At 45.7% G+C, this 21,298-nt stretch carries 23 protein-coding genes; 8 read left to right on the top strand and 15 right to left on the bottom strand.

Going from position 1 to position 21,298, the window contains the following annotated elements; all coding sequences use genetic code 11:
- Positions 1-30: 30 nt before the first annotated feature.
- Both ABZR88_RS14680 and ABZR88_RS14675 read right to left on the bottom strand, forming a co-directional pair.
- Positions 31-243, bottom strand: coding sequence for a hypothetical protein (locus ABZR88_RS14680; RefSeq protein WP_146166447.1), 213 nt, complete (start codon positions 241-243; stop codon positions 31-33).
- A 24-nt stretch (positions 244-267) separates the two neighbouring features.
- Positions 268-423, bottom strand: a complete 156-nt coding sequence (locus tag ABZR88_RS14675) for a hypothetical protein (protein WP_170113519.1) — start codon at positions 421-423, stop codon at positions 268-270.
- Between the two features lie 218 nt (positions 424-641).
- Here ABZR88_RS14675 and ABZR88_RS14670 point away from each other — a divergent pair, with 218 nt between their 5' ends.
- The 4 genes from ABZR88_RS14670 (at position 642) to pruA (ending at position 3,569) form a co-directional block, all read left to right on the top strand.
- Positions 642-881, top strand: a complete 240-nt coding sequence (locus ABZR88_RS14670; protein ID WP_107826612.1) for a hypothetical protein — start codon at positions 642-644, stop codon at positions 879-881.
- Between the two features lie 36 nt (positions 882-917).
- Positions 918-1,172 (top strand): type II toxin-antitoxin system RelE/ParE family toxin, encoded by a 255-nt coding sequence (locus ABZR88_RS14665; protein WP_107826613.1) that lies wholly within the window; start codon positions 918-920, stop codon positions 1,170-1,172.
- A 120-nt stretch (positions 1,173-1,292) separates the two neighbouring features.
- Positions 1,293-1,787, top strand: a complete 495-nt coding sequence (locus ABZR88_RS14660) for an energy transducer TonB (protein WP_107826614.1) — start codon at positions 1,293-1,295, stop codon at positions 1,785-1,787.
- 147 nt (positions 1,788-1,934) lie between these two features.
- A complete protein-coding gene (pruA, locus tag ABZR88_RS14655; RefSeq protein WP_107826615.1) occupies positions 1,935-3,569 on the top strand; it encodes an L-glutamate gamma-semialdehyde dehydrogenase in 1,635 nt (544 codons plus the stop codon).
- Between the two features lie 194 nt (positions 3,570-3,763).
- Here pruA and can (ABZR88_RS14650) read toward each other — a convergent pair whose 3' ends face one another.
- The 6 genes from can (ABZR88_RS14650) to ABZR88_RS14625 all read right to left on the bottom strand — a co-directional run bounded on the left by can (ABZR88_RS14650) (position 3,764) and on the right by ABZR88_RS14625 (position 8,739).
- Complete coding sequence (can, locus tag ABZR88_RS14650; protein ID WP_107827102.1) at positions 3,764-4,423, bottom strand: carbonate dehydratase; 660 nt, start codon at positions 4,421-4,423, stop codon at positions 3,764-3,766.
- Between the two features lie 13 nt (positions 4,424-4,436).
- Positions 4,437-5,174: a YoaK family protein gene (locus ABZR88_RS14645; RefSeq protein WP_107827103.1), complete on the bottom strand. Its 738-nt coding sequence runs from the start codon at positions 5,172-5,174 to the stop codon at positions 4,437-4,439.
- 104 nt (positions 5,175-5,278) lie between these two features.
- The gene (locus ABZR88_RS14640) at positions 5,279-5,689 is read right to left on the bottom strand and encodes an energy transducer TonB (protein WP_107826616.1); all 411 of its coding nucleotides are present in this window, start codon (positions 5,687-5,689) and stop codon (positions 5,279-5,281) included.
- Positions 5,690-5,999: 310 nt separating this feature from the next.
- Positions 6,000-6,704 carry a carbonate dehydratase gene (gene can / locus ABZR88_RS14635; protein ID WP_107826617.1) on the bottom strand — a complete coding sequence of 235 codons (705 nt, stop codon included), beginning with the start codon at positions 6,702-6,704 and terminating at the stop codon, positions 6,000-6,002.
- Positions 6,705-6,709: 5 nt separating this feature from the next.
- Positions 6,710-8,314 (bottom strand): SulP family inorganic anion transporter, encoded by a 1,605-nt coding sequence (locus ABZR88_RS14630; RefSeq protein ID WP_107826618.1) that lies wholly within the window; start codon positions 8,312-8,314, stop codon positions 6,710-6,712.
- An 86-nt stretch (positions 8,315-8,400) separates the two neighbouring features.
- Positions 8,401-8,739: a hypothetical protein gene (locus ABZR88_RS14625; RefSeq protein ID WP_107826619.1), complete on the bottom strand. Its 339-nt coding sequence runs from the start codon at positions 8,737-8,739 to the stop codon at positions 8,401-8,403.
- 333 nt (positions 8,740-9,072) lie between these two features.
- Here ABZR88_RS14625 and ABZR88_RS14620 point away from each other — a divergent pair, with 333 nt between their 5' ends.
- Entirely contained in the window at positions 9,073-10,614 is a 1,542-nt protein-coding gene (locus ABZR88_RS14620) for an acyl-CoA carboxylase subunit beta (protein WP_107826620.1), read from the top strand.
- A gap of 83 nt (positions 10,615-10,697) precedes the next feature.
- On the opposite strand, the gene ABZR88_RS14615 is transcribed toward ABZR88_RS14620, so the two are convergent.
- From ABZR88_RS14615 to rpsL, 6 genes are all read right to left on the bottom strand, one after another.
- A complete protein-coding gene (locus ABZR88_RS14615) occupies positions 10,698-11,084 on the bottom strand; it encodes a hypothetical protein (RefSeq protein ID WP_107826621.1) in 387 nt (128 codons plus the stop codon).
- A gap of 50 nt (positions 11,085-11,134) precedes the next feature.
- Positions 11,135-11,359 carry a hypothetical protein gene (locus tag ABZR88_RS14610; RefSeq protein WP_146166448.1) on the bottom strand — a complete coding sequence of 75 codons (225 nt, stop codon included), beginning with the start codon at positions 11,357-11,359 and terminating at the stop codon, positions 11,135-11,137.
- Positions 11,360-11,544: 185 nt separating this feature from the next.
- Positions 11,545-11,850 (bottom strand): 30S ribosomal protein S10, encoded by a 306-nt coding sequence (rpsJ, locus tag ABZR88_RS14605; protein ID WP_078347761.1) that lies wholly within the window; start codon positions 11,848-11,850, stop codon positions 11,545-11,547.
- A gap of 135 nt (positions 11,851-11,985) precedes the next feature.
- A complete protein-coding gene (gene fusA, locus ABZR88_RS14600; protein WP_107826623.1) occupies positions 11,986-14,097 on the bottom strand; it encodes an elongation factor G in 2,112 nt (703 codons plus the stop codon).
- Positions 14,098-14,226: 129 nt separating this feature from the next.
- A complete protein-coding gene (gene rpsG, locus ABZR88_RS14595; RefSeq protein WP_107826624.1) occupies positions 14,227-14,694 on the bottom strand; it encodes a 30S ribosomal protein S7 in 468 nt (155 codons plus the stop codon).
- Positions 14,695-14,713: 19 nt separating this feature from the next.
- A complete protein-coding gene (gene rpsL, locus ABZR88_RS14590) occupies positions 14,714-15,127 on the bottom strand; it encodes a 30S ribosomal protein S12 (RefSeq protein ID WP_107826625.1) in 414 nt (137 codons plus the stop codon).
- Positions 15,128-15,896: 769 nt separating this feature from the next.
- On the opposite strand from rpsL, the gene ABZR88_RS14585 reads away from it, so the two are divergent.
- Positions 15,897-18,266 carry a TonB-dependent receptor gene (locus ABZR88_RS14585; RefSeq protein WP_107826627.1) on the top strand — a complete coding sequence of 790 codons (2,370 nt, stop codon included), beginning with the start codon at positions 15,897-15,899 and terminating at the stop codon, positions 18,264-18,266.
- A gap of 11 nt (positions 18,267-18,277) precedes the next feature.
- Positions 18,278-19,066: a DUF4249 domain-containing protein gene (locus ABZR88_RS14580; RefSeq protein WP_107826628.1), complete on the top strand. Its 789-nt coding sequence runs from the start codon at positions 18,278-18,280 to the stop codon at positions 19,064-19,066.
- Between the two features lie 141 nt (positions 19,067-19,207).
- Here ABZR88_RS14580 and mscL read toward each other — a convergent pair whose 3' ends face one another.
- Complete coding sequence (gene mscL / locus ABZR88_RS14575) at positions 19,208-19,609, bottom strand: large-conductance mechanosensitive channel protein MscL (protein WP_107826629.1); 402 nt, start codon at positions 19,607-19,609, stop codon at positions 19,208-19,210.
- 159 nt (positions 19,610-19,768) lie between these two features.
- On the opposite strand from mscL, the gene rpoN reads away from it, so the two are divergent.
- A complete protein-coding gene (rpoN, locus tag ABZR88_RS14570; protein WP_107826630.1) occupies positions 19,769-21,244 on the top strand; it encodes an RNA polymerase factor sigma-54 in 1,476 nt (491 codons plus the stop codon).
- The last annotated feature ends 54 nt before the right edge of the window (positions 21,245-21,298 follow it).

Here is a 21,298-nt window from a genome sequence, read left to right as displayed (position 1 = left end):
AAGAGCTTTTGCTCATCACTTAATCGTTGATTAATGATGGTAACGATGGTAAGCCATACGGCGGTATGGATGATGATAGTAATGATGCCTGTAAACCGGGCGATGGTAAACTCTGTGGACTACCACTGTACGACGATGTACCGGGCGTGCACCTATGCGTGCGTGTATACTCACCTGCGCTTCGGCCGTGCTGAAGGTAATGGCGGTAACAATTGCTATTAATACTACTTTTAGAATTTTCATAGTGGGTATGTTTTAAGTTGATAGTTATTGATGGTAGTTTTGGTAATAATGATGATCGCGGTTATGATCGTGGCCATCATCATGACGACGATGCCTTTCGCGATACTCTACCGAACAGCTTGACAATAACACCGAAGTAAATGCCATCAGTGTTATCATTTTTATTAGGTACTTTTTCATGGCTAATATGTTTGTATTCTGTATATAGAATAGACAAAAACAACGCCAATGGTTTAATGGATAGGGGTAGTTATGCTATAAATACTTACTTAAAAGTATGTATTGTGGCGATTTTTAAAAGTTTTGATACTGTTGTGTGTATATAAAAGTATACGAATTCGTTGTTTGAAACAATCATTTACTCTTGTTATTGCTTGCCTAAAACATTAAATTTGTGTATGGCGACGTTATCCACACGACAAAAATTGATTTCTTATTTGGCAGATGCTGATGAGAGTAAGGTGGAAGCGTTATATATACTCTTAGAAAAAGACATTGCTGAGGAGCAGTCTTTGATACTGACCGAAGAACAAGTTCAACTACTTGCCGAAGAGCGCCAATCTCATATAAGTGGCCAAAGCAAATCCTATACCCGCCAAGAAGCTCGCGAGATCATAAAAGGTCATCGTAATTTTTAATGTACCGTTTAGTTGTTAAGCCACGAGCTATTAAAAATGGCTCAACAAGCCTATCAATGGTATGAAGAGCAGCGCGAAGGCTTGGGTGGTTTGTTTTTGAATGAACTGGATCGCTGTTTTGATAAAATTGAGGCACATCCAGAACGGTATGCTCGCATTAAAGATAATTTTCGTCACATCGTTTTTCATACTTTCCCTTATGTATTGGTGTTCGAGGTGATGGAAAATGAGGTGGTTGTGTATGCTGTTTTTCACACCAGTCGTGGTCCTTCCAAAAAATTTAAACGGTAATCTTCTCCCCCTAAAACAATCTGTATTTTCATCTGTAATTTATTTGTTACAGTAAAATATTTTTCCTTAACTTTAATAGGTAGTTCATTTATCGGGCGTGTAAACGCCAAAGGAGGTAACATGATTGAAGTTTTAGAACGGGGCCGGATGTTCTGCAAAACCTGGCCTGCTCACAAAAGCCTGAGCCTTTTCATTGTCACTTTAGCCTTGACCGGTTTGTTTAAAACCGCAGGAGCCCAACAAAACGTCACGGACAATAAAGCCCCCATTGTGCCTAAAGAGTTGATGATGGCCGATGCCAATAGCGCCCAATATCCGGGCGGGGTAGATCAATTTTATAAATATATCCTCACTAACGTTACGCCCGATGCCAGCTGCGTGCCCGGCAAAGTGGTGTACGTATATTTTTGGGTAGATAAGGAAGGTAACATCAGCAAAGCCAAAATTCGGAGCAAAATGCTGAGTGATGCAATGCGTAAACAAATTATTGCTGTATTTGAAAAGGCACCTAAATGGACGCCCGCCCAGCAGAATGGCAGCACCGTGCGCGAAAGCTTTGTATGCCCGGTAATGTTTATGGGAGCCGGCGCAAAAACGGCCCTTGCCAAGAACTAGGTATGAGATATTAGATTTAAGACGTGAGATTCTTTTCATAAAGGAGTCCGCGTCTTTTTTATTTGTATCTCACGTCTCAAATCTAAAAACAGTGTCTTAATATCTTAAAAGGAGTTATCTTTAGGTTCACTCAACAAACTTAGATTTATGCTCAAAGGATTTTTTAATGCGCCGCAGCCGCAGAACGAGCCCGTTTTAGGCTACGCCCCCGGTAGTGCTGAGCGCGCCGCGCTGAAAGCTGCCCTGGCCGATGCCCGTTCCAAACAGTTAGATATTCCCATGTATATTGGTGGCCAGGCCGTTCGTACAGGAAAAACCGGCGAGGTGCGCCCGCCGCATGATCATCAGCACTTGCTGGCTACCTACCATATTGGTCATACCAAAGAGATAAACGCTGCCATTAACGCTGCCCTTGCTGCCAAGTCCGACTGGGAAAACCTGCCATGGGAGCAGCGAGCAGCCATATTTTTAAAAGCTGCCGACCTGCTGGCCGGTCCCTACCGTGCTAAGGTGAACGCTGCAACCATGCTGGGGCAATCAAAAAACGCTTACCAGGCCGAAATTGATTCTGCTTGTGAGCTGATAGACTTCTTGCGCTTTAATGTGCATTACATGACCGAGATCTATGCACAACAGCCGCCCATCTCACCACGCGGCGCCTGGAACCGCGTGGAGCAGCGCCCACTGGAAGGTTTTGTATTTGCATTGACGCCTTTCAACTTTACCGCTATTGCCGGTAACCTGCCCACTTGTGTGGCCATGATGGGCAACGTAGTAGTGTGGAAGCCTGCCGATACACAGATTTATGCTGCCAACGTGCTGATGGAAGTATTTATGGAGGCTGGTGTCCCTCCGGGTGTTATCAACCTGATTTATGCCGATGGCCCTGCCGTTGGCGATGTGGTTTTTAATCATCCTGATTTTGCCGGGATTCATTTCACAGGTTCAACCAAAGTGTTTCAGCATATCTGGCAAACCATTGGCGCCAATATTCATAAGTACAAAACTTACCCGCGCATTGTGGGCGAAACCGGTGGTAAAGATTTCGTGCTGGTACATCCGAGCGCACAGGCTGCTGTGGTAAGTACCGCATTGGTACGCGGTGCGTTTGAGTACCAGGGACAGAAATGTTCGGCTGCTTCAAGGGCTTATATACCAGCGTCACTTTGGCCGCAGGTAAAAGCAAACATGCAACGTGATCTGGCCGAGATCAAGATGGGCCCGGTAGAAGATTTCGGCAATTTTATTAATGCCGTGATCAGCGAGGTGTCGTTTGATAAGCTGGTCAAATATATAGACGCTGCCAAGGCCGACAGCAGCGTAGAACTGGTTGCCGGTGGCAATTATGATAAAAGCAAAGGCTGGTTCATTGAGCCGACGGTACTCAAAGTAAATGACCCGTATTATGTAACTATGTGCGAAGAACTTTTCGGCCCGGTTCTGACGGTTTATGTTTACGAGGACGATCAGTTTAGCCAGATCATCGACATTGTTGATAAGACATCGATTTATGCGCTCACAGGCTCTATCATTTCGCAAGATCGTTATGCAGTTGCCGAGGCTACCCAAAGGCTTAGAAATGCTGCCGGTAACTTTTACATAAATGATAAGCCTACCGGCGCAGTGGTAGGTCAGCAGCCGTTTGGCGGTGCCAGGGGCTCGGGTACTAACGACAAGGCCGGCTCTATGATTAACCTGTTGCGCTGGGTATCACCAAGAACCATTAAGGAAACATTTGACCCGCCGAAGGACTATAAGTATCCGTTTTTGGGGGAGGAGTAAGTATTATTAAGTAACACAAGTAATAAAATCACGTCATTGCGAGGCACGAAGCAATCTCTGCATATGCTTGGCGGATTTGCACCTCAGTTTGTCCTGTACAGAGATTGCTTCGTGCCTCGCAATGACGTAATGCTATAAAAAGAGCAAAGCCGCGGGTTTCCCGCGGCTTTGCTCTTTTTATTTAAATGCTCAAACTACTTTTGCAGCTTAAACACATCGCTCAAATCGCCGTTGTTGGTGTGGCTTACCTTCAGGTCGGTTATTTTACCGCTTGAAAGGCTGTATACCCAACCGTGTACACTCAGGTTACGGCCATTGTTCCATGCATTTTGTACAATGGTGGTTTTGCAAAGATTATTCACGTTTTCAATTACGTTTAGCTCAACCAGGCGACTGGCGCGCTCGGCTTCGTTGCTAATGGCGTCCAGTTCATCGGTGTGCAAACGGTAAACGTCTTTAATGTGGCGCAGCCAGTTATCAATCAGTCCGAACTGTTGGTTGCCCATAGCGGCAATAACGCCACCGCAACCGTAATGACCGGTTACTATTACGTGTTTTACTTCCAGTACGTTTACGGCATAGTCAAGCACGCTCAGCATGTTCATATCCGTGTGGATCACCATGTTGGCAATGTTGCGGTGAACAAAGATCTCGCCCGGGGCGGTGTTGGTAATCTGGTTGGCAGGTACGCGGCTATCGGCGCAGCCAATCCACAGTATAGGTGGTTTTTGGCCGTTGGCCAGTTTTTCAAAATATTGCGGATCGAGTTTCAGGGCGTCCTGAACAAATTGCTCGTTACCTGCAAGCAGGCCCTCGTAGGTGATGTGACTCGTGTCGTGAATTTGTGCGCACATAGTGTTGTTGATGTTAATTGCTGCCTTTACCAAACAGCTTTGACAGTTTGTGCAAAGCTAATGGAGAAAGATCATAATACAGTATGGTAAGTAAAATTACCGGAACAAAATAAAATATCAGAAAGTCAAAGCGGTCAAACAGGTAGCCGCCGGCTATCCCGCCAATGATGTAGAATGTCAGAATAGTTAGGCGGATGAAGATTTTATTCCTCACCACCTCAGTTTTTTGTGTAGCCGGATGCAACCACTCGGCCACCTCAGATCCCAGGTCTGTAAAAAGGCCCGTCAGGTGCGAAGTTTTGATCAGTCCGCCAGATATGTTAGATACCAGGCTATTCTGCAGGCCCATGGCAAACAGCATGGCGCCAATTACTACCTCACGTTCGGTGCGGGTTTCGTCATAAAAATGCTGACCGTAAACGGCTACCAGCAATAGAATGATAATTTCGATAACGATAGGCGTAGCATGTGCCCGGTAACGGCTTTTATATTCCAGCGAGCGAATAATAAAGTTTGATGTAAATGCCCCGCTAAAGAAAAGCAGCAGCCAGAGTACAAATACCATTATCTCGCGCAAATTCTGCTCCACCATGTGACGGGCTAAGTTAGCCACGTGTCCGGTAATGTTTGAAGTAAAAGCCAGAAAGGCTACCACACCAGCCACATTGATCACCCCCGAAACAAACGCGGTGGATGAGGCCAGCATCAGGTTTTCTTTAAGGGTGCGATCTTCTTTGGCTTGTCTCAGCATGGTTAGCGTGCAGCGGTATTCAATAAACGATATTCTGGGGTTGGTGGTTTCAAAAAAAAACAGGCTGATGATTTTTGCCAACCATCAGCCTGAAAACTATCTTCTTAAAATTTTATAAAGGTGTTCCAGTGGGATACTTTGTTTTTGCCTGCATAGCTGGCAGGAGTAAACTTTGGCATGGTTTTCAGAATCCGGATGGCCTCATTACTCATAGCGGCTGTAAGACCAGGTTGTAATACTTTGAAGTTGGTAGGCTGACCTTGCGGGTCTACGTCAAAATAGACGTTTACAGAACCACTATAATGTTGCGAATGCGCAACCACAGAGTTTCTACCTGCATCACTCAGAAACTGACGCATTGCGAAGGAGCCGCCGGGAAACTGAGCCCGGGTATGCATTACAACAACGCTTGTAAACGAGTTTTTGGGATTGACTTTGGCCGCAGGTTTAATGGCTTGTGCTTTGCCCATCAGGCACAAGAGTAAAAGAGGTGTGGTTGTGATAATGGTTTTCATGCACTAAATATATAGAAAAAGGCTCCCTGTTAAGCGTTGGCTTTAATTTTTAAGTTAGGATGATAACTCCAGACCTTACAAAAAAGGAGCCCCGATGATGAGGCTCCTTAACTTAAAATATATGATTTTAGGGAGTTTAGTGAGATTGCCAGAGCCTTGTTCCGCGCCCCTCTTTCGCCTGAAAACTTAACAAAAATTGAAAGAGGGGCATGCGCCTTGCTTAAGGGCGACACGGAAAAGGGTTACACACACATATCACTTCATCCGGCACGTAAAAGAACAAGAGGAAGCCGTGCCGTCTAAAGTATTTTTAAAGGGCCGCTACCGGCTCGTTATTTACCTGGTAAACAAAACCCAGATGGTCTGCACCAACGCTGCTTACTTGCAGGTCTTTAATCAGGCCTGTTTTTAGATCAATCACCCAGCCGTGTACGCTCAGGTCTTGGCCGTTTTTCCAGGCGTTTTGTACAATGGTGGTTTTGCAAAGGTTGTATACCTGCTCCATGGCATTCAGTTCAACCAGGCGGTTAACGCGCTCGTTTTGATCATCAATAGCGTCCAGTTCTTCAGCATGCAGACGGTATACGTCTTTAATGTTGCGCAGCCAGTTATCAATCAGTCCAAACTGTTTGTTGCTCATGGCTGCTGCCACGCCGCCGCAACCGTAGTGACCGGCAACAATTACGTGTTTTACTTTCAGCACGTTTACGGCGTAGTCAAGTACGCTCAGTAGGTTCATGTCAGAGTGTACTACCACGTTGGCAATGTTGCGATGCACAAACACTTCGCCGGGGCGGGTGCCGGTTACCTCGTTGGCCGGTACGCGGCTATCTGAACAGCCAATCCACAGCACCTCGGGGCTTTGACCTTTGGCCAGGTTGGTGAAGAAATCGGCGTCGGCGGTAATTTGTTTTTCCACCCAATCACGGTTGCCTTTAATCAGCAGTTGGTAGCTTTTTGAAGATGTTGCAGCCAGGGCCGCTGCATGGCCATTATTTTGATTGTTAGTTGTCATGATAATTAAGCATTAGAAACGTTAAACTTCAGTTCTTTCAGTTTTGGCACATCGTAGTGGTCATGTATTTCCACCAGCTGAACGATGATAGCCTTGGTATAAGCATTATGCTTATAGTTGTGGATGGTCTCCAGCACATCCTGGTCAATAAAGCGCGAGTTGCTGCCGTCAATAATTACGGTTGATTCTGCCGGCAGGCTGGTCAACATTACCTGGATGGCGGCTTTGTTCAGGAACGAAACCTCCTCGGCCAGACGCACGTTGATCACCTTACGGTCGCCTTTATTAGTAATTTGGTAGAAGTAGGGATTACGCATATTAGTGCGCAGGATGTAGAACACGCCAACCAGCATGCCTATGCCCACGCCAATGAGCAGGTCTGTAAATACCACCGCCAGAATAGTGATTACAAAAGGGATAAACTGATCAAGCCCCTTGTGCCACATGTGTTTGAACAGTGATATACGAGCCAATTTATAACCCGTCATGAGCAGGATTGATGCCAGGCACGAAAGCGGGATCAAATTGATCAGCTTCGGGATAAACAACAGCGAGATCAACAACAGAATGCCATGCGTAACGGCGCTGGTTTTGGTGCGTGCGCCGGCATTTACGTTAGCCGATGAACGGACGATAACCGCCGTCATAGGCAAGCCGCCCAGCATACCGCTCACAATGTTGGCCGTACCCTGTGCCAGCAATTCGCGGTTGGTGGGCGATACGCGTTTGATAGGGTCAATCTTATCCACCGCTTCCAAACTCAGCAGGGTTTCCAAACTGGCCACAATAGCTATGGTAAAGGCCGTTATCCAGATCTGTTTATCGGCAATATGACTAAAGTCGGGGTGCCTGAACAGGCCGAAGAACTCGCCTGCACTGCTCACAATAGGGATGTGTACCAACTGTTTGTCGCGCAGGGCAAAACCGCTTCCGCCAAAGGCAAGACTTAGCACAATGCCGCTCACTACCACCAGCAGCGGGGCTGGTACGCCACCGTTCTTTTTAAACTTAGGCCACCAGATCATCAAGCCGATAGATACGGCACTGATCACCACGGCGCCATAGTTAATCTTAGCAAGTGCGCCGAAGATGCCCGAGAAAGTGTTGTGCTGGTCGGCTTGCTTAAAACCTTCGTCGCCCACAAAATCGGCATCATAGCCAACTGCGTGGGGGAACTGTTTTAAGATCAGGATGATACCGATAGCCGCCAGCATCCCCTCTATAACTGCCGAAGGGAAGTAGTTGCCAATGGTACCGGCCTTAATTAAGCCCAGCGCAATCTGAAATACGCCGGCAAGCACCAGGGCCAACAAAAAGGCTTCGTAGTTACCCAGGGTAGTGATAGCGTTAAGTACAATGACGGTTAGGCCCGCCGCCGGACCCGCAACGCTCAATTGCGATCCGCTCAGCGAGCCTACCACAATACCGCCAAGAATACCTGTTAATATACCCGCAAACAGCGGTGCGCCAGATGCCAGTGCAATACCCAAACACAGTGGCAACGCCACCAGAAATACCACTACGGCTGCCGGAAGATCTTTCTTTAAATTTTTGCCCAAAAAATATTTACGCAGGTTGAGGCCGCCTGCAGCAATCCCATGTTGCTCCATAAAATGCAATAGAAATAAGTGTATTAGCTAATAAATAAATCCCAGAAATGTGGACCGAACGGAATACGGGCCCTCACGGTAACTTATTAAGCGTTTGGAGGCGGGGTTGGCACTACAGGGTGATAAACCTGTACAAACAGAGAGTGCTCCTGGTTATGAAGAATGTTAGTCTCGATGATGATGGGCGTGAGGGTGTAGCAGTGGATCACCAGATCTTCGTCAAAAAACTTTTTGTCTTTCAAAAAGTCTTTCTCGGGGTTATCCTTTTCGTCTTTACCCTCTTGCTCCAGCTGCATAATTGCAGCGTTCACAGCTTTGCTGTTAAACAGCTTTAAAAACAGGGGCGCAACAGAAATGCCCATCTTTATTACAAAGATGAACATAAACAGTGTGGTGATCAGAATTCTGGTCTTCCCGGTTTTCATTATCGCAAATATAATATTTTGATGTAACCAAAGACGTTCGTTGTGTAAATTTTGTTCACAATAATTGGGGTAGTAAGAATGTAGATTAGCTGATTAATCTATAATACAAAGCCCTGCGTCGCGTCATTGCGAAGAACGAAGCAATCTCTGTACATGCAATCTTATTAATTTGTCATGCTGAGCGATAGCGAAGCATCTCGGAGGACAAGTAAACAGGACGGTCCACGGAGATGCTTCGTTCCTTAGCATGACAGATGGAAAACTACAGTGATTATTACTAATCACTGATTAACTAATTAACTATATTAGTCCAACACATCAACAGAACCTGGTTTGAAGAAGAAAATAGAAACACTGAAGCAAAGGCGTGAACAAGCGCTTTTGGGTGGCGGCAAGGCGCGTATAGAAGCCCAGCACAAAAAGGGCAAGCTCACAGCGCGCGAGCGTTTACATTTCCTGCTGGATGAGGGCTCGTTCCAGGAGATAGGCATGCTGGTGGCTCATCGCAGTACCGACTTCGGGATGGAAAAAGAACATTATCCCGGCGATGGCGTGATAACCGGCTACGGCACCATCGGCGGCCGCACAGTGTACGTTTTCTCTCAGGATTTTACCGTGTTCGGTGGTTCGCTGTCAGAAACCCACGCAGAGAAGATTTGCAAGCTGATGGATATGGCCATGAAGAATGGCGCACCCGTCATCGGCCTGAATGACTCGGGCGGTGCACGCATTCAGGAGGGTGTGGTATCCTTGGGTGGCTATGCCGATATCTTCTTTAGAAACACCATGGCTTCGGGTGTTATTCCGCAGCTCTCGGCCATTATGGGGCCATGTGCGGGCGGTGCGGTATACTCGCCGGCCATTACCGATTTTATTTTGATGGTAGAGCATACCTCCTATATGTTTGTAACCGGTCCGAACGTGGTGAAGACGGTAACGCATGAGGTGGTGACATCCGAAGAACTGGGCGGGGCCAATACCCACGCCACCAAATCGGGCGTTACGCACTTTGCCTGCGCTAACGAGATTGATGCTATACAACACCTTAAAAAACTGCTGAGCTATATCCCACAGAATTGCGAGGAGCGGGCACCATCCGTGCCCTATGAGGCAGGTAATGAGTTGCGCCCTAAGCTGGATACCTTTATGCCGGAGAATGCTTCGCAACCGTATGATATCCGCGAGATCATCAACCAGGTGATTGATGCCGATAGTTTCCTGGAGGTGCACAAAGATTTTGCCGAGAACATTGTAGTTGGCTTTGCCCGATTGGCCGGCCGTAGCATTGGTGTAGTGGCTAATCAGCCAGCGTTTCTGGCGGGCGTGCTGGATATCCATTCCAGTACCAAGGGGGCACGCTTTGTGCGTTTCTGCGATTGTTTTAACATTCCGCTGCTGGTGTTTGAAGATGTACCCGGCTTTTTGCCTGGGACGGATCAGGAGTGGAACGCGATCATCACCAATGGAGCTAAATTATTATATGCTTTCTGCGAGGCTACCGTGCCACGTATCACCGTCATCACCCGCAAAGCTTATGGCGGCGCTTATGACGTAATGAACTCCAAGCACATCGGCGCCGATATGAATTTTGCCTGGCCAACTGCCGAGATTGCCGTAATGGGCGCCAAAGGCGCCGCCGAGATCATCTTTAAACGAGAGATTAACGCAGCCGAAGATAAAGAAGCCAAGTGGCTGGAAATGGAGAAGATCTATTCAGACAAGTTTGCTAACCCATATCGCGCTGCCGAGCGTGGTTTTATTGACGAGGTGATTGAACCTGCCGAAACGCGTCAGAAATTGATCTTTGCCTTTAAGATGTTGGAGAACAAGGTGGTAAACCTGCCGAGGAAGAAGCATGGGAATATACCGTTGTAGGGCTTAGAGTGATATTTTACCAGTACGTCATTGCGGGGAACGAAGCAATGACGTACTGGTAGTCTGTTATATTTTCTTAGAGATCACTGCTGTTTCTTGCGTTTTGCTTGCCTTACTTTATAATCATTAAGTACAGCGTCCATGTTGTCTAATATGTAGGTGTCGTCTTGTATCCAGGCAACGGTGCCCGGCTCATCTGCCAGCATTTCGCTCATTACCTTTTTAAAGGTTTTGTCCTTCATCTCCGTTACTGTATCAACGTCTGTACCATAGAAATACCAGTTGACCATATAAGAACTCCCTGGTATAGATACTTGCATGGTGCCATAGGTACCTACTGACGACGTTTGTTTATTGAGGAGATACTGATATAGTTTTACAGGGCTTTTATCCAACACCACCTGTAGAAAGTCGTAATCGAACTTGATGTGCGATAGCTCAGGTTTGTGGATAACCACAAAGCTATCCATGCCTGTTTTCTTCTCATTTTCTATAATAAAGCTGGTAACACTACTTGCTTTTATCTCTTCTCTTTTAGCATTACTGTCAGGTCAGGTTTGAAATAAAAATGATTGTCTTTCCCCCTGAAGAGTGCCGGCGGGTTGAAATATACAGCTAATAGGCCCGTGTGTTTTTTCCCATCAAGGGTATAGTAGGCACCGTTATGATAATCCTGGTTGACAAAACGGGCGAAAGCTGATGGTGCGAGGAATATGAAAAGAGCAAAAAGCAGATAGGGTTTCATACGATAAATATACATGATGGTAGATAGAAAGCTGTGTTAAGAAAATGTAAAGTGAGGGTGGGGGAGAACGCTGCTTGTGTTGGTTCCTAACAACAAAGGCCACTCTTTACAGAGTAGCCTTTGAATTTTATTTTGAATCATGGTTTTAACAACCAAATTCTAAGTAAGCCGATCTTCCGGTACTATCACACTTTGATCTCAACTTCAACGCCGCTAGGTAATTCAAGTTTCATCAGTGCGTCTACAGTTTTAGAGTTAGAGCTGTAGATGTCTAACAAACGTTTGTAAGAGCACAGTTGGAACTGCTCGCGAGCTTTTTTGTTTACGTGCGGTGAACGCAGTACGGTAAACACTTTTTTCTCGGTTGGCAGCGGCAGTGGTCCGCTTACTACAGCGCCTGTAGGCTTAACTGTTTTTACGATTTTCTCAGCTGATTTGTCAACCAGATTGTAATCGTACGATTTTAATTTGATCCTGATTCTTTGGCTCATTTTGTTTTGTTTTTGCAATCAACCTAAGAGCTATTTATTAGGTTGATTGAGTTGATTATGTTTATTGAGTTGATTAAGTTGACTTTGAGAGAAACTACTCGCTTAATCAACCTAATCAACTTTTAACTCAATAGATTATTCTACAGAAGCTTTAGCGCGACCTTTAGATTTAGCTACCACTTCTTCTTGTACGTTACGTGGTGCTTCTTCGTAGTGGTCAAACTCCATGGTTGAAGTAGCACGACCTGAAGTGATGGTACGTAACTGAGTTACATAACCAAACATTTCTGACAGTGGTACCATCGCTTTGATAACCTGAGCGCCGTTACGGGTGTCCATACCTTGCAGCTGGCCACGACGACGGTTCATATCACCAATTACGTCACCCATGTTTTCTTCTGGGGTTAAGATCTCGATCTTCATGATCGGCTCCAGCAATACCGGTTTACATTTTGGCAATGCTTCACGGTAAGCAGAACGACCTGCGATCTCGAATGAAAGGGCGTCAGAGTCAACCGCGTGGAATGAACCATCGATCAAACGAACTTTCAGGCTGGTTAATGGGAAGCCGGCCAGTACACCGTTATCCATAGCAGACTTGAAGCCTTTTTCTACAGATGGGATGAACTCGCGTGGAATAGAACCACCAACAATCTCGTTCACAAACTCCAGACCTTCTTTGCCTTCTTCTCCCGGAGAAATTACTACCTGGATATCAGCAAATTTACCACGACCACCGGTTTGTTTCTTGTAAGTTTCGCGGTGTTGGGTAGTACCGGTGATAGCCTCTTTGTAAGCTACCTGTGGAGCACCCTGGTTAACTTCAACCTTGAACTCGCGTTTAAGACGGTCCATGATGATATCTAAGTGAAGCTCGCCCATACCGCTGATTACAGTCTGACCAGTGTCCTGATCGGTTTGTACGCGGAAGGTTGGATCCTCTTCAGACAGTTTACCAAGAGCAATACCCAGTTTATCAACATCAGCCTGAGTTTTAGGCTCAATAGCTAAACCAATAACCGGCTCAGGGAATACCATTGACTCCAGTACGATAGGGTTTTTCTCTTCGCAAAGGGTGTCACCAGTTTTGATATCTTTAAAGCCTACTACCGCAGCAATATCACCAGCACCTACGTTAGGGATTGGGTTTTGCTTGTTAGCGTGCATTTGGAAGATACGAGAGATACGCTCTTTTGATTCAGAACGCATGTTGTACACGTATGAACCAGCATCAAGGTTACCTGCGTAAACGCGGATGAAACACAGACGACCTACGAATGGGTCGGTAGCAATTTTAAATGCTAATGCAGCAAACGGCTCTTTTACGTCTGGTTTAACCAATACTTCAGCACCAGTTTCTGGGTTGTGACCAACTACACCTTTTGAATCAAGTGGAGAAGGCAACAGTTCCATCACATAGTCAAGCATGGTTTGTACACCTTTGTTCTTGAATGATGAACCACAAGTCATCGGAACGATTTTACCAGCCAAAGTAGCCTGACGCAGTGCGTCCAGTACTTCACGCTCAGTAATCTGAGTTGGATCTTCGAAGAATTTCTCCATCAGCGTGTCGTCAAATTCGGCAACAGCTTCCAGTAATTTTTCTCTCCACTCGTTAGCTTCGTCAAGCAGTTCTGCAGGGATAGGCACTTCAGTAAAGGTCATACCTTTATCATGCTCGTTCCATACCACACCGCGGAAGTTGATCAAGTCAACCACACCTTTAAACTGGTCTTCTGCACCAATTGGGATCTGCAGTGGTACAGCGTTGCTGCCCAGCATATCTTTAACCTGTTTAACAACTTTCAAAAAGTCTGCACCAGAACGGTCCATTTTGTTAACGAAACCAATACGTGGTACGTTGTAGTTATTAGCCAGACGCCAGTTGGTCTCAGACTGAGGCTCAACGCCATCTACAGCCGAGAACAGGAACACCAGACCATCCAGTACACGCAATGAACGGTTTACCTCTACGGTAAAATCCACGTGGCCCGGGGTGTCAATTACGTTTACCTGGTATTTGTTACCGCGGTAATTCCAGAATACGGTAGTAGCAGCAGAAGTGATAGTGATACCACGCTCTTGCTCTTGTGCCATCCAGTCCATGGTAGCTGCACCTTCGTGCACCTCGCCAATTTTGTGGCTCACACCAGAGTAGTAAAGAATACGCTCTGTAGTGGTAGTTTTACCAGCATCAATGTGAGCGGCAATACCGATGTTTCTTGTATATTTTAGATCTCTTGACATATCTTTTTTATCAATGATTAAATGAGTGATTAAGTGAAGTAGCGAATAAGCGATTTAATGATTAGGATAATGTTACCTTTTCAATAAATCACTCATTCGCTTACTTACTATATTTCAGTCATTATTTTATTAGAAACGGAAGTGTGAGAACGCTTTGTTGGCTTCAGCCATTTTGTGCGTATCTTCTTTTTTCTTCACAGCAGCACCTTCACCTTTGGCAGCAGCAATGATCTCGCCAGCCAGTTTCTCCATCATGGTTTTCTCACCACGACGACGGGCATAGCTAATCAGCCATTTCATACCTAAAGCTACTTTACGCTCCGGACGTACCTCTGTAGGCACCTGGAAGTTAGCACCACCTACACGGCGGCTTTTAACTTCTACAGCTGGCATAACGTTGTTCAACGCTTTTTTCCAGGTATCCAAACCGCTTTCGCTGGTTTTTTTCTCTACGATGTCAACAGCATTGTAAAAAATGGTGTAAGCGGTAGATTTTTTACCATCATACATCAAGTTGTTTACAAACCTGGTTACCAGGGTATCATTGAACCTTGGGTCAGGAAGAAGGATTCTCTTTTTTGGTTTCGACTTTCTCATTATAATGATCCTCCTTTAATTATTTCTTTTTACCTTTTGCAGGTGCAGCAGCTGCCTGACCTGGTTTAGGACGTTTGGTACCATATTTAGAACGACGTTGGTTACGACCGTTTACACCTGAAGTATCCAGTGCACCACGGATGATGTGGTAACGAACACCCGGTAAGTCTTTAACACGACCGCCACGGATCAACACGATTGAGTGCTCCTGTAAGTTGTGACCTTCACCTGGGATATAGGCATTCACCTCTTTACCGTTGGTTAAGCGCACACGGGCAACTTTACGCATTGCTGAGTTTGGTTTTTTAGGGGTAGTGGTGTACACACGGGTGCACACGCCTCTTCGCTGTGGACAGCTGTCCAACGCTGGTGACTTACTCTTGTCAACCAGAGCTACTCTACCTTTTCTAACTAATTGCTGAATAGTAGGCATTTCTTCCTTTTAATATTACTTTTTTTTATCCCGCTTTTCGGGACTGCAAAAGTACGAACATTATTTTTGATTTTCAATACGTTGAGTGAAAGTTTTTTGTTAAATGGAGATTAAGGATGGGCCTTGGGTTTTAGGCGGTTAAGGGTTACCAAATGCCCGGCGGTGGTATTAAGAAAAAAAACTAATGAAAGCCCTATTGCAGTTTCTCAAAAAACATTGGTTGTCGTTTTCTGCGTACGCAGTCTACCTGCTTTTATCCGGGCGGGTAATAATAGTGAGTTTAGATTTTGAGAAAATGAGATCGGAACTGCAGGGGAAGGGCGGAGGAATTTGCGTACAAGGGCTAGTGTTTGCACAGATTCTATTCATGATCATTAGTATCGCTTTAGCCCTTACAACCTTCGGGGTAATGATGATCCGGAAACGAGACCACCGCTATTATAGTTGTTTGTTAGCGCTCGTGTTGCTGACCGTGATTATTACATTAACGATCTGACTTTACCCCGTAAAGCACTGCCGCTGCACCAAACCACGTTTGCTCCCGTGTTCCGCTCATACTGCACAGGCACTAGCCACAGGGCCGGTATCCGCTGCACCCGGGTTTAGGTTGAAAAGTCTTGAACCAGGATTTATTGGATTTTAGGGATTTACGTGATTGTATTGTATGATATCAGGAGAATCTTTTAAATCCAATAAATCTTGGTTCAAGACAAAAAATAACCGCATCTTAGCCTATATACCGATTGCCGAAAGAGATTAAGCGCGTTCCATGTGTTTTGAACCTAAAAAAGGTAACTGTCGTTTTGCATTGTTTTTATTGCAGTTTTTGCTGCCTGCGCTGTTATGCCTTGGCGTTTGCAAAGCGTCGGCCCAAACCAAATACACCGTAAGCGGCACCATTACCGACGCGCAAACCGGTGAAAGCCTGATAGGCGCTACCGTTAAAACCGGGGGCGGGGCACCCGCAGGCATCGTTAGTAACGATTACGGTTTCTACTCACTCACCCTCCCTGCGGGGCAATATACTTTGCAGATCAGTTACGTTGGCTACAAAACCATTGAGTTAAAGCTGGATTTACAACATGATGTCAAGCTTAATCACCAGCTTAACCCCAGTAACGAACTGAACGAGGTGGTGGTAACCGGCAAAGTACAATCGCGTAGCGCCAACATTACGGGTGCACAGATGGGGGTGAATAAGCTGGACGTGAGCCAGATCAACAACATCCCTGTGCTATTGGGTGAGAAAGATGTTTTAAAAACCATTCAATTACTCCCCGGCGTAAAAACCACCGGCGACGCGTATACCGGTTTCTACGTGCGTGGGGGAGGGACCGATCAAAACCTGATTTTGCTGGATGGCGCTCCGGTTTATAACGCCACGCACCTGTTTGGCTTCTTCTCTATTTTTAATGCAGATGCCATTAAGGAGGTTGATTTGTATAAAGGCGGGATGCCGGCATCTTATGGCGGCAGGTTATCCTCAGTGCTGGACATCCGGATGGATGATGGTAATAAGAACGATTATGGTTTTGAGGGTGGCATCGGTCTGATTGCCTCGCGTATTAAGGCAGAAGGGCCGCTTGTAAAAGGCAAAAGCTCATTTATGGTCAGCGCCCGCCGCACCTATGCCGATGCCTTTTTAAAACTCTCGGGCGATTCCAGTCTGAAGGGGAGCAGCCTTTATTTTTATGATCTGAATGTGAAGTTGAACTATCAGCTCAGTCAGAACAATACGCTCTATTTATCGGCCTATTACGGTAAAGATAACATCGGCCTGAAAGATAATTTTGCGTCCAACTGGGGCAACGCCATCGCCTCCCTGCGGTGGAACCATATTTATAGCAGCAAGTTGTTTGGCAATACTTCGCTTAACTACAGCAACTATCAGTACGCTATTCATAACCTAACTGATAATAACCTGTTTGATGTGGCGTCCAAGATTCGCGATTTTAGCGTGAAAGAAGATTTTAACTGGTTTCTGGGGAGCAACAATAAACTGGGCTTTGGCGCGGTGCTTACCCGTCATTCCATCTTGCCGGGTAATATCATTGCTTCGCCAAATGCGGTTTACAATTCTACCAATATAGAACCTCGGTACGCTAACGAGGCTGCCGCCTACCTGATGGACGATATGAAGCTGGGCAGTCGGTTAAACGTGGTTTACGGCATCAGGCTTGACCGGTTTGAAATGGTGGGGCCAGGTAATTTTAGCACTTATGGCACCAATGGCAACACCATTAATACTGTTTATTATGCCAAGGGCGATGCTGTAGCCACTTATGTTAACGCCGAGCCACGTTTGAGCGCCAACTTTACGCTGAACAGTAAAACGGCTATCAAGTTCTCTTATAATCATAACACGCAGAACATCCATCTGCTGTCAAACTCAACTGCCGCGCTGCCTACAGATTTGTATGTGCTGAGCAGTAACAACATCAAGCCAGGTGTGGCAGATCAGTTTTCGCTGGGCTGGTATCGCAACGCCGGGAATAACATGTTCGAGTTTTCGGCCGAGGCCTATTATAAATGGCTGCAAAACCAGATTGATTATAAAAACAACGCCCAACTGGTAGCCAATCAGAATGTAGAGTCGCAGCTATTGTATGGTGTAGGACGATCATACGGATTGGAATTGTACTTAAAGAAGAACTATGGCCGCATAACCGGCTGGCTGGGCTATACCCTCTCGCGCGTGGAGGACAGGTTTGACGGGGTAAATAACGGTAATTATTTCCCCGCCCGACAGGACAGACTGCATGACCTGAGTGCCGTTGGCATATTTAAATGGAGCAAACGTGTAACTTTATCTGCCAGTTTTGTTTATGGCACGGGCAACGCCATTACCTTCCCCGATGGGAAGTATAGTATAGGCGGCGTAACCACCTATTACTATCAGCAGCGCAATGGTTACCGTATGCCGGCAGATCATCGGCTGGATCTGGGTGTTACCTGGGATGGCAAGCCGCATAAAAATTATCGCTCAGGCTGGACGTTTGGCATATATAATGTATATAACCATAGAAACCCTTATAGTATCATCTTCCGCGATACCAAAGATAGCCCGCCACATACCGAGGCTGTAGAAACCAGCCTGTTCGGCATTATCCCATCGGTAACCTGGAATTTTAAATTTTGAGTGTGAGCATAATGAGGTCCAACATATTGTTTTTATTGGTAGTGATGGCTGCCGTGTTGACCTCGTGCCAGCGGGTAATAGATATTAAGGTGAAAAATGATGCATCGTTGCCGGTAATTGAAGGTAGAATTACCAATGTAACAGGCATCCAAACCATCTCCATCTCTAAAAGTATTGATTATGATGCGGCTAACGTATATCCGCCAATATCCGGCGCTACCGTTACCGTAACCAATGCCGGCAAGGTCTATGCTTTTACCGAGACCAAGCCCGGGCAATATACCAACAGCGCTATTAAAGGTAAGTCGGGGCAGAGTTATGCGCTTTCTGTTAAAATAGGCGATAATGTTTATACGTCAACCTCTACCATGCCTGATATGGTACAGTTGGATTCGATTGGTTTAACCGGCATCACCGTGGGTACTAAACTGGTGCGCAACGTATCAGCCTTTTATCGCGATCCGCCAAATGCCGTCAATCGTTACCGCTTTTTAATGTTTGTCAATAATGTGCAGGTAAAAGCTGTATTTGCTGCCGATGATTACCTGACCAACGGCCGCTACGTAAACACCACGCTGTATCAAACTGATATCACCCTTAACCCCGGCGATAAGGTTGATGTAGAGATGGACTGTGTGGATAAAGCCGTGTACGATTATTTCTTTAACCTGAGCCACCAGGGCGGTAACTCGCCGAATGATTCGGCCACGCCATCAAACCCAACTTCCAATATTACAGGAGGCGCGCTGGGCTATTTTAGCGCAAACACGGTGCAAAAGAAATCGTTGGTGGTGTTGTAATACCCCTCCCGGCCTCCCCGAAGGGGAGGGGCAGAAAACCATTAATAATAAAAAAAGCTATCTTCTCACATATTTGTAGTGGGATGATAGCCTTTTTTGAAAGTCTCCCCCTTTGGGGGAGATTTAGAGGGGGTAACCGATTTATTTCTTCGCCAGCAGATCTCTGATCTCTGTCAGTAGTACTTCTTCTTTTGTTGGTTCTGGTGGGGCGGCAGGTGCTGCTTCCTCTTTGCGTTTTAATGAATTGATACCTTTAATCATCAGGAAGATCACAAAGGCTACAATTACAAAATCGATCACATTGTTAACAAATGCACCGTAGCTAATGGCTGTTTCTGGCTTACCACCTTCGGCTGCTTTTAATACCCATTTTTGTTTGCTAAAGTCAAGACCGCCGGTAAGCAAGCCAATTGGCGGCATAATTACATCATTTACCAACGATGTAACGATTTTGCCGAAGGCTGCACCGATGATCACGCCGACGGCCAGATCAACCACGTTTCCCTTGACGGCAAACTCTTTAAATTCTTTTGCGAAACCCATAATTTAAAAGTTTAGAGTGAGGTAATAATTATATTTTGAAGATAAAGTTTTTTTTAATCATTAAAGCGGCAAACAATTAAAAGGTTTTTACATTTCAACAATTATTGCGCATTTTCATGTTAAGTGGATTTGATGTAATTTTGCTACCGATCTACACTTATGCTAAGACAAAATCTTCAACAAAAACTCTTACAGAAACTCTCGCCACAGCAAATTCAGTTTATTAAACTGTTGCAGGTGCCTACCGTATCTTTAGATACCCGCATTAAAGAAGAACTGGAAGAAAACCCCGCGCTTGAAGACATGAGTCTGACCAACATGAACGAGCCGGAAGAACAGTATCCGGATCGTGACCCGGACGATGACGATTACAGCAGTAACGATGAAGAAAGTTATGCTGATGAGTTTAATATAGACGATTACCTTCAAGACGATAACGCTAACGATTATGGCTCGCGCTATGATCAGAACGGCGATGATGAGGAAGATCGCAAAGAGATTCCTATTGCGGTACAAACCTCATTTTTTGAAAACCTGCAGGCTCAGCTGGATCTGATTCCGCTGAGTGATAAAGATTTCCGTATCGGTCAGCAGATCATTGGCAGTTTGGATGATGACGGTTATCTGCGCCGCCCGATTATGTCTATTACCGATGACCTGGCGTTCTCTCAAAACGTAATGGCCGAGGACGAGGAAGTAGAGGAGATGTTGAAGGTGATCCAGGCATTTGACCCGCCGGGTGTGGGAGCTCGTACGCTGCAAGAGTGTCTGCTCATCCAGCTGCGTAAAAAAGATGTGAATGACCCCATCATCAGAAAAGCCATGATTGTGGTAGAAGATTTTCTGGATGAGTTTACCCGCAAGCATTACGATAAACTGGAGAAAGCCCTCAACATGTCGGCCGAAGAACTGCGCGCTGTTGTGGCCGAGATTCTAAAACTGAACCCCAAGCCGGGCGATAGCAATGAGGTAAACACCAAGCAATTGCAGGTAATCCCAGATTTTCATATCACTAATAACGATGGTACGCTGGTGCTTACTCTTAACGCCAAAAATGCTCCTGAACTACGCGTAAGCCGCACTTACCAGGAGATGTTTGAGGATTATGATAAGGCATCGCATAAAGACAAAAAATTTAAAGAGGCGGTACAGTTTGTAAAGCAAAAGCTCGACTCGGCAAAATGGTTTATTGATGCCATTAAGCAGCGTCAGCAAACTTTGCTTAAAACTATGAACGCCATTATGCAATATCAATACGAGTTCTTTTTAACCGGTAACGAAAAGAACCTCAAGCCAATGATCTTGAAGGATATTGCCGACAAGATTGGGATGGATATCTCTACCGTATCACGTGTAGCTAACTCCAAATACGTACAAACCGAGTTTGGTACGTTCCTGCTCAAATCATTCTTTAGCGAGGCTATTCAGACTGAGAGCGGCGAGGAAGTATCAAACAAAGAGGTGAAAAAGATATTGGAAGAGCACATTGGCAAAGAAGATAAACATCATCCACTGGCCGATGAGAAGCTGACCGAAATACTTAAAGAAGCCGGCTACAACATTGCCCGCCGCACTGTAGCCAAATACCGCGAGCAAATGAACATCCCGGTAGCCAGGTTGAGGAAAGAGCTGTAAGCTATTATTTCGAATTTCGAATGTTCAATTTCCGATTTCTTGATTTTTCGTTGC

It is taken from the genome of Mucilaginibacter yixingensis (assembly GCF_041080815.1).
Lineage (GTDB): Bacteria > Bacteroidota > Bacteroidia > Sphingobacteriales > Sphingobacteriaceae > Mucilaginibacter > Mucilaginibacter yixingensis.
Note: the sequence above shows the minus strand (reverse complement) of the source record. Positions and strands in the feature narration are given on the sequence as shown.

Excerpts from the sequence above, each read along its gene's own strand:
- ABZR88_RS14680 (WP_146166447.1), bottom strand. The coding sequence starts at position 243 with ATGAAAATTCTAAAAGTAGTATTAATAGCAATTGTTACCGCCATTACC.
- ABZR88_RS14675 (WP_170113519.1), bottom strand. The coding sequence starts at position 423 with ATGAAAAAGTACCTAATAAAAATGATAACACTGATGGCATTTACTTCG.
- ABZR88_RS14670 (WP_107826612.1), top strand. The coding sequence starts at position 642 with ATGGCGACGTTATCCACACGACAAAAATTGATTTCTTATTTGGCAGAT.
- ABZR88_RS14665 (WP_107826613.1), top strand. The coding sequence starts at position 918 with ATGGCTCAACAAGCCTATCAATGGTATGAAGAGCAGCGCGAAGGCTTG.
- ABZR88_RS14660 (WP_107826614.1), top strand. The coding sequence starts at position 1,293 with ATGATTGAAGTTTTAGAACGGGGCCGGATGTTCTGCAAAACCTGGCCT.
- pruA (WP_107826615.1), top strand. The coding sequence starts at position 1,935 with ATGCTCAAAGGATTTTTTAATGCGCCGCAGCCGCAGAACGAGCCCGTT.
- can (WP_107827102.1), bottom strand. The coding sequence starts at position 4,423 with ATGTGCGCACAAATTCACGACACGAGTCACATCACCTACGAGGGCCTG.
- ABZR88_RS14645 (WP_107827103.1), bottom strand. The coding sequence starts at position 5,174 with ATGCTGAGACAAGCCAAAGAAGATCGCACCCTTAAAGAAAACCTGATG.
- ABZR88_RS14640 (WP_107826616.1), bottom strand. The coding sequence starts at position 5,689 with ATGAAAACCATTATCACAACCACACCTCTTTTACTCTTGTGCCTGATG.
- can (WP_107826617.1), bottom strand. The coding sequence starts at position 6,704 with ATGACAACTAACAATCAAAATAATGGCCATGCAGCGGCCCTGGCTGCA.
- ABZR88_RS14630 (WP_107826618.1), bottom strand. The coding sequence starts at position 8,314 with ATGGAGCAACATGGGATTGCTGCAGGCGGCCTCAACCTGCGTAAATAT.
- ABZR88_RS14625 (WP_107826619.1), bottom strand. The coding sequence starts at position 8,739 with ATGAAAACCGGGAAGACCAGAATTCTGATCACCACACTGTTTATGTTC.
- ABZR88_RS14615 (WP_107826621.1), bottom strand. The coding sequence starts at position 11,084 with ATGGATAGCTTTGTGGTTATCCACAAACCTGAGCTATCGCACATCAAG.
- ABZR88_RS14610 (WP_146166448.1), bottom strand. The coding sequence starts at position 11,359 with ATGAAACCCTATCTGCTTTTTGCTCTTTTCATATTCCTCGCACCATCA.
- rpsJ (WP_078347761.1), bottom strand. The coding sequence starts at position 11,850 with ATGAGCCAAAGAATCAGGATCAAATTAAAATCGTACGATTACAATCTG.
- fusA (WP_107826623.1), bottom strand. The coding sequence starts at position 14,097 with ATGTCAAGAGATCTAAAATATACAAGAAACATCGGTATTGCCGCTCAC.
- rpsG (WP_107826624.1), bottom strand. The coding sequence starts at position 14,694 with ATGAGAAAGTCGAAACCAAAAAAGAGAATCCTTCTTCCTGACCCAAGG.
- rpsL (WP_107826625.1), bottom strand. The coding sequence starts at position 15,127 with ATGCCTACTATTCAGCAATTAGTTAGAAAAGGTAGAGTAGCTCTGGTT.
- ABZR88_RS14585 (WP_107826627.1), top strand. The coding sequence starts at position 15,897 with ATGTGTTTTGAACCTAAAAAAGGTAACTGTCGTTTTGCATTGTTTTTA.
- ABZR88_RS14580 (WP_107826628.1), top strand. The coding sequence starts at position 18,278 with ATGAGGTCCAACATATTGTTTTTATTGGTAGTGATGGCTGCCGTGTTG.
- mscL (WP_107826629.1), bottom strand. The coding sequence starts at position 19,609 with ATGGGTTTCGCAAAAGAATTTAAAGAGTTTGCCGTCAAGGGAAACGTG.
- rpoN (WP_107826630.1), top strand. The coding sequence starts at position 19,769 with ATGCTAAGACAAAATCTTCAACAAAAACTCTTACAGAAACTCTCGCCA.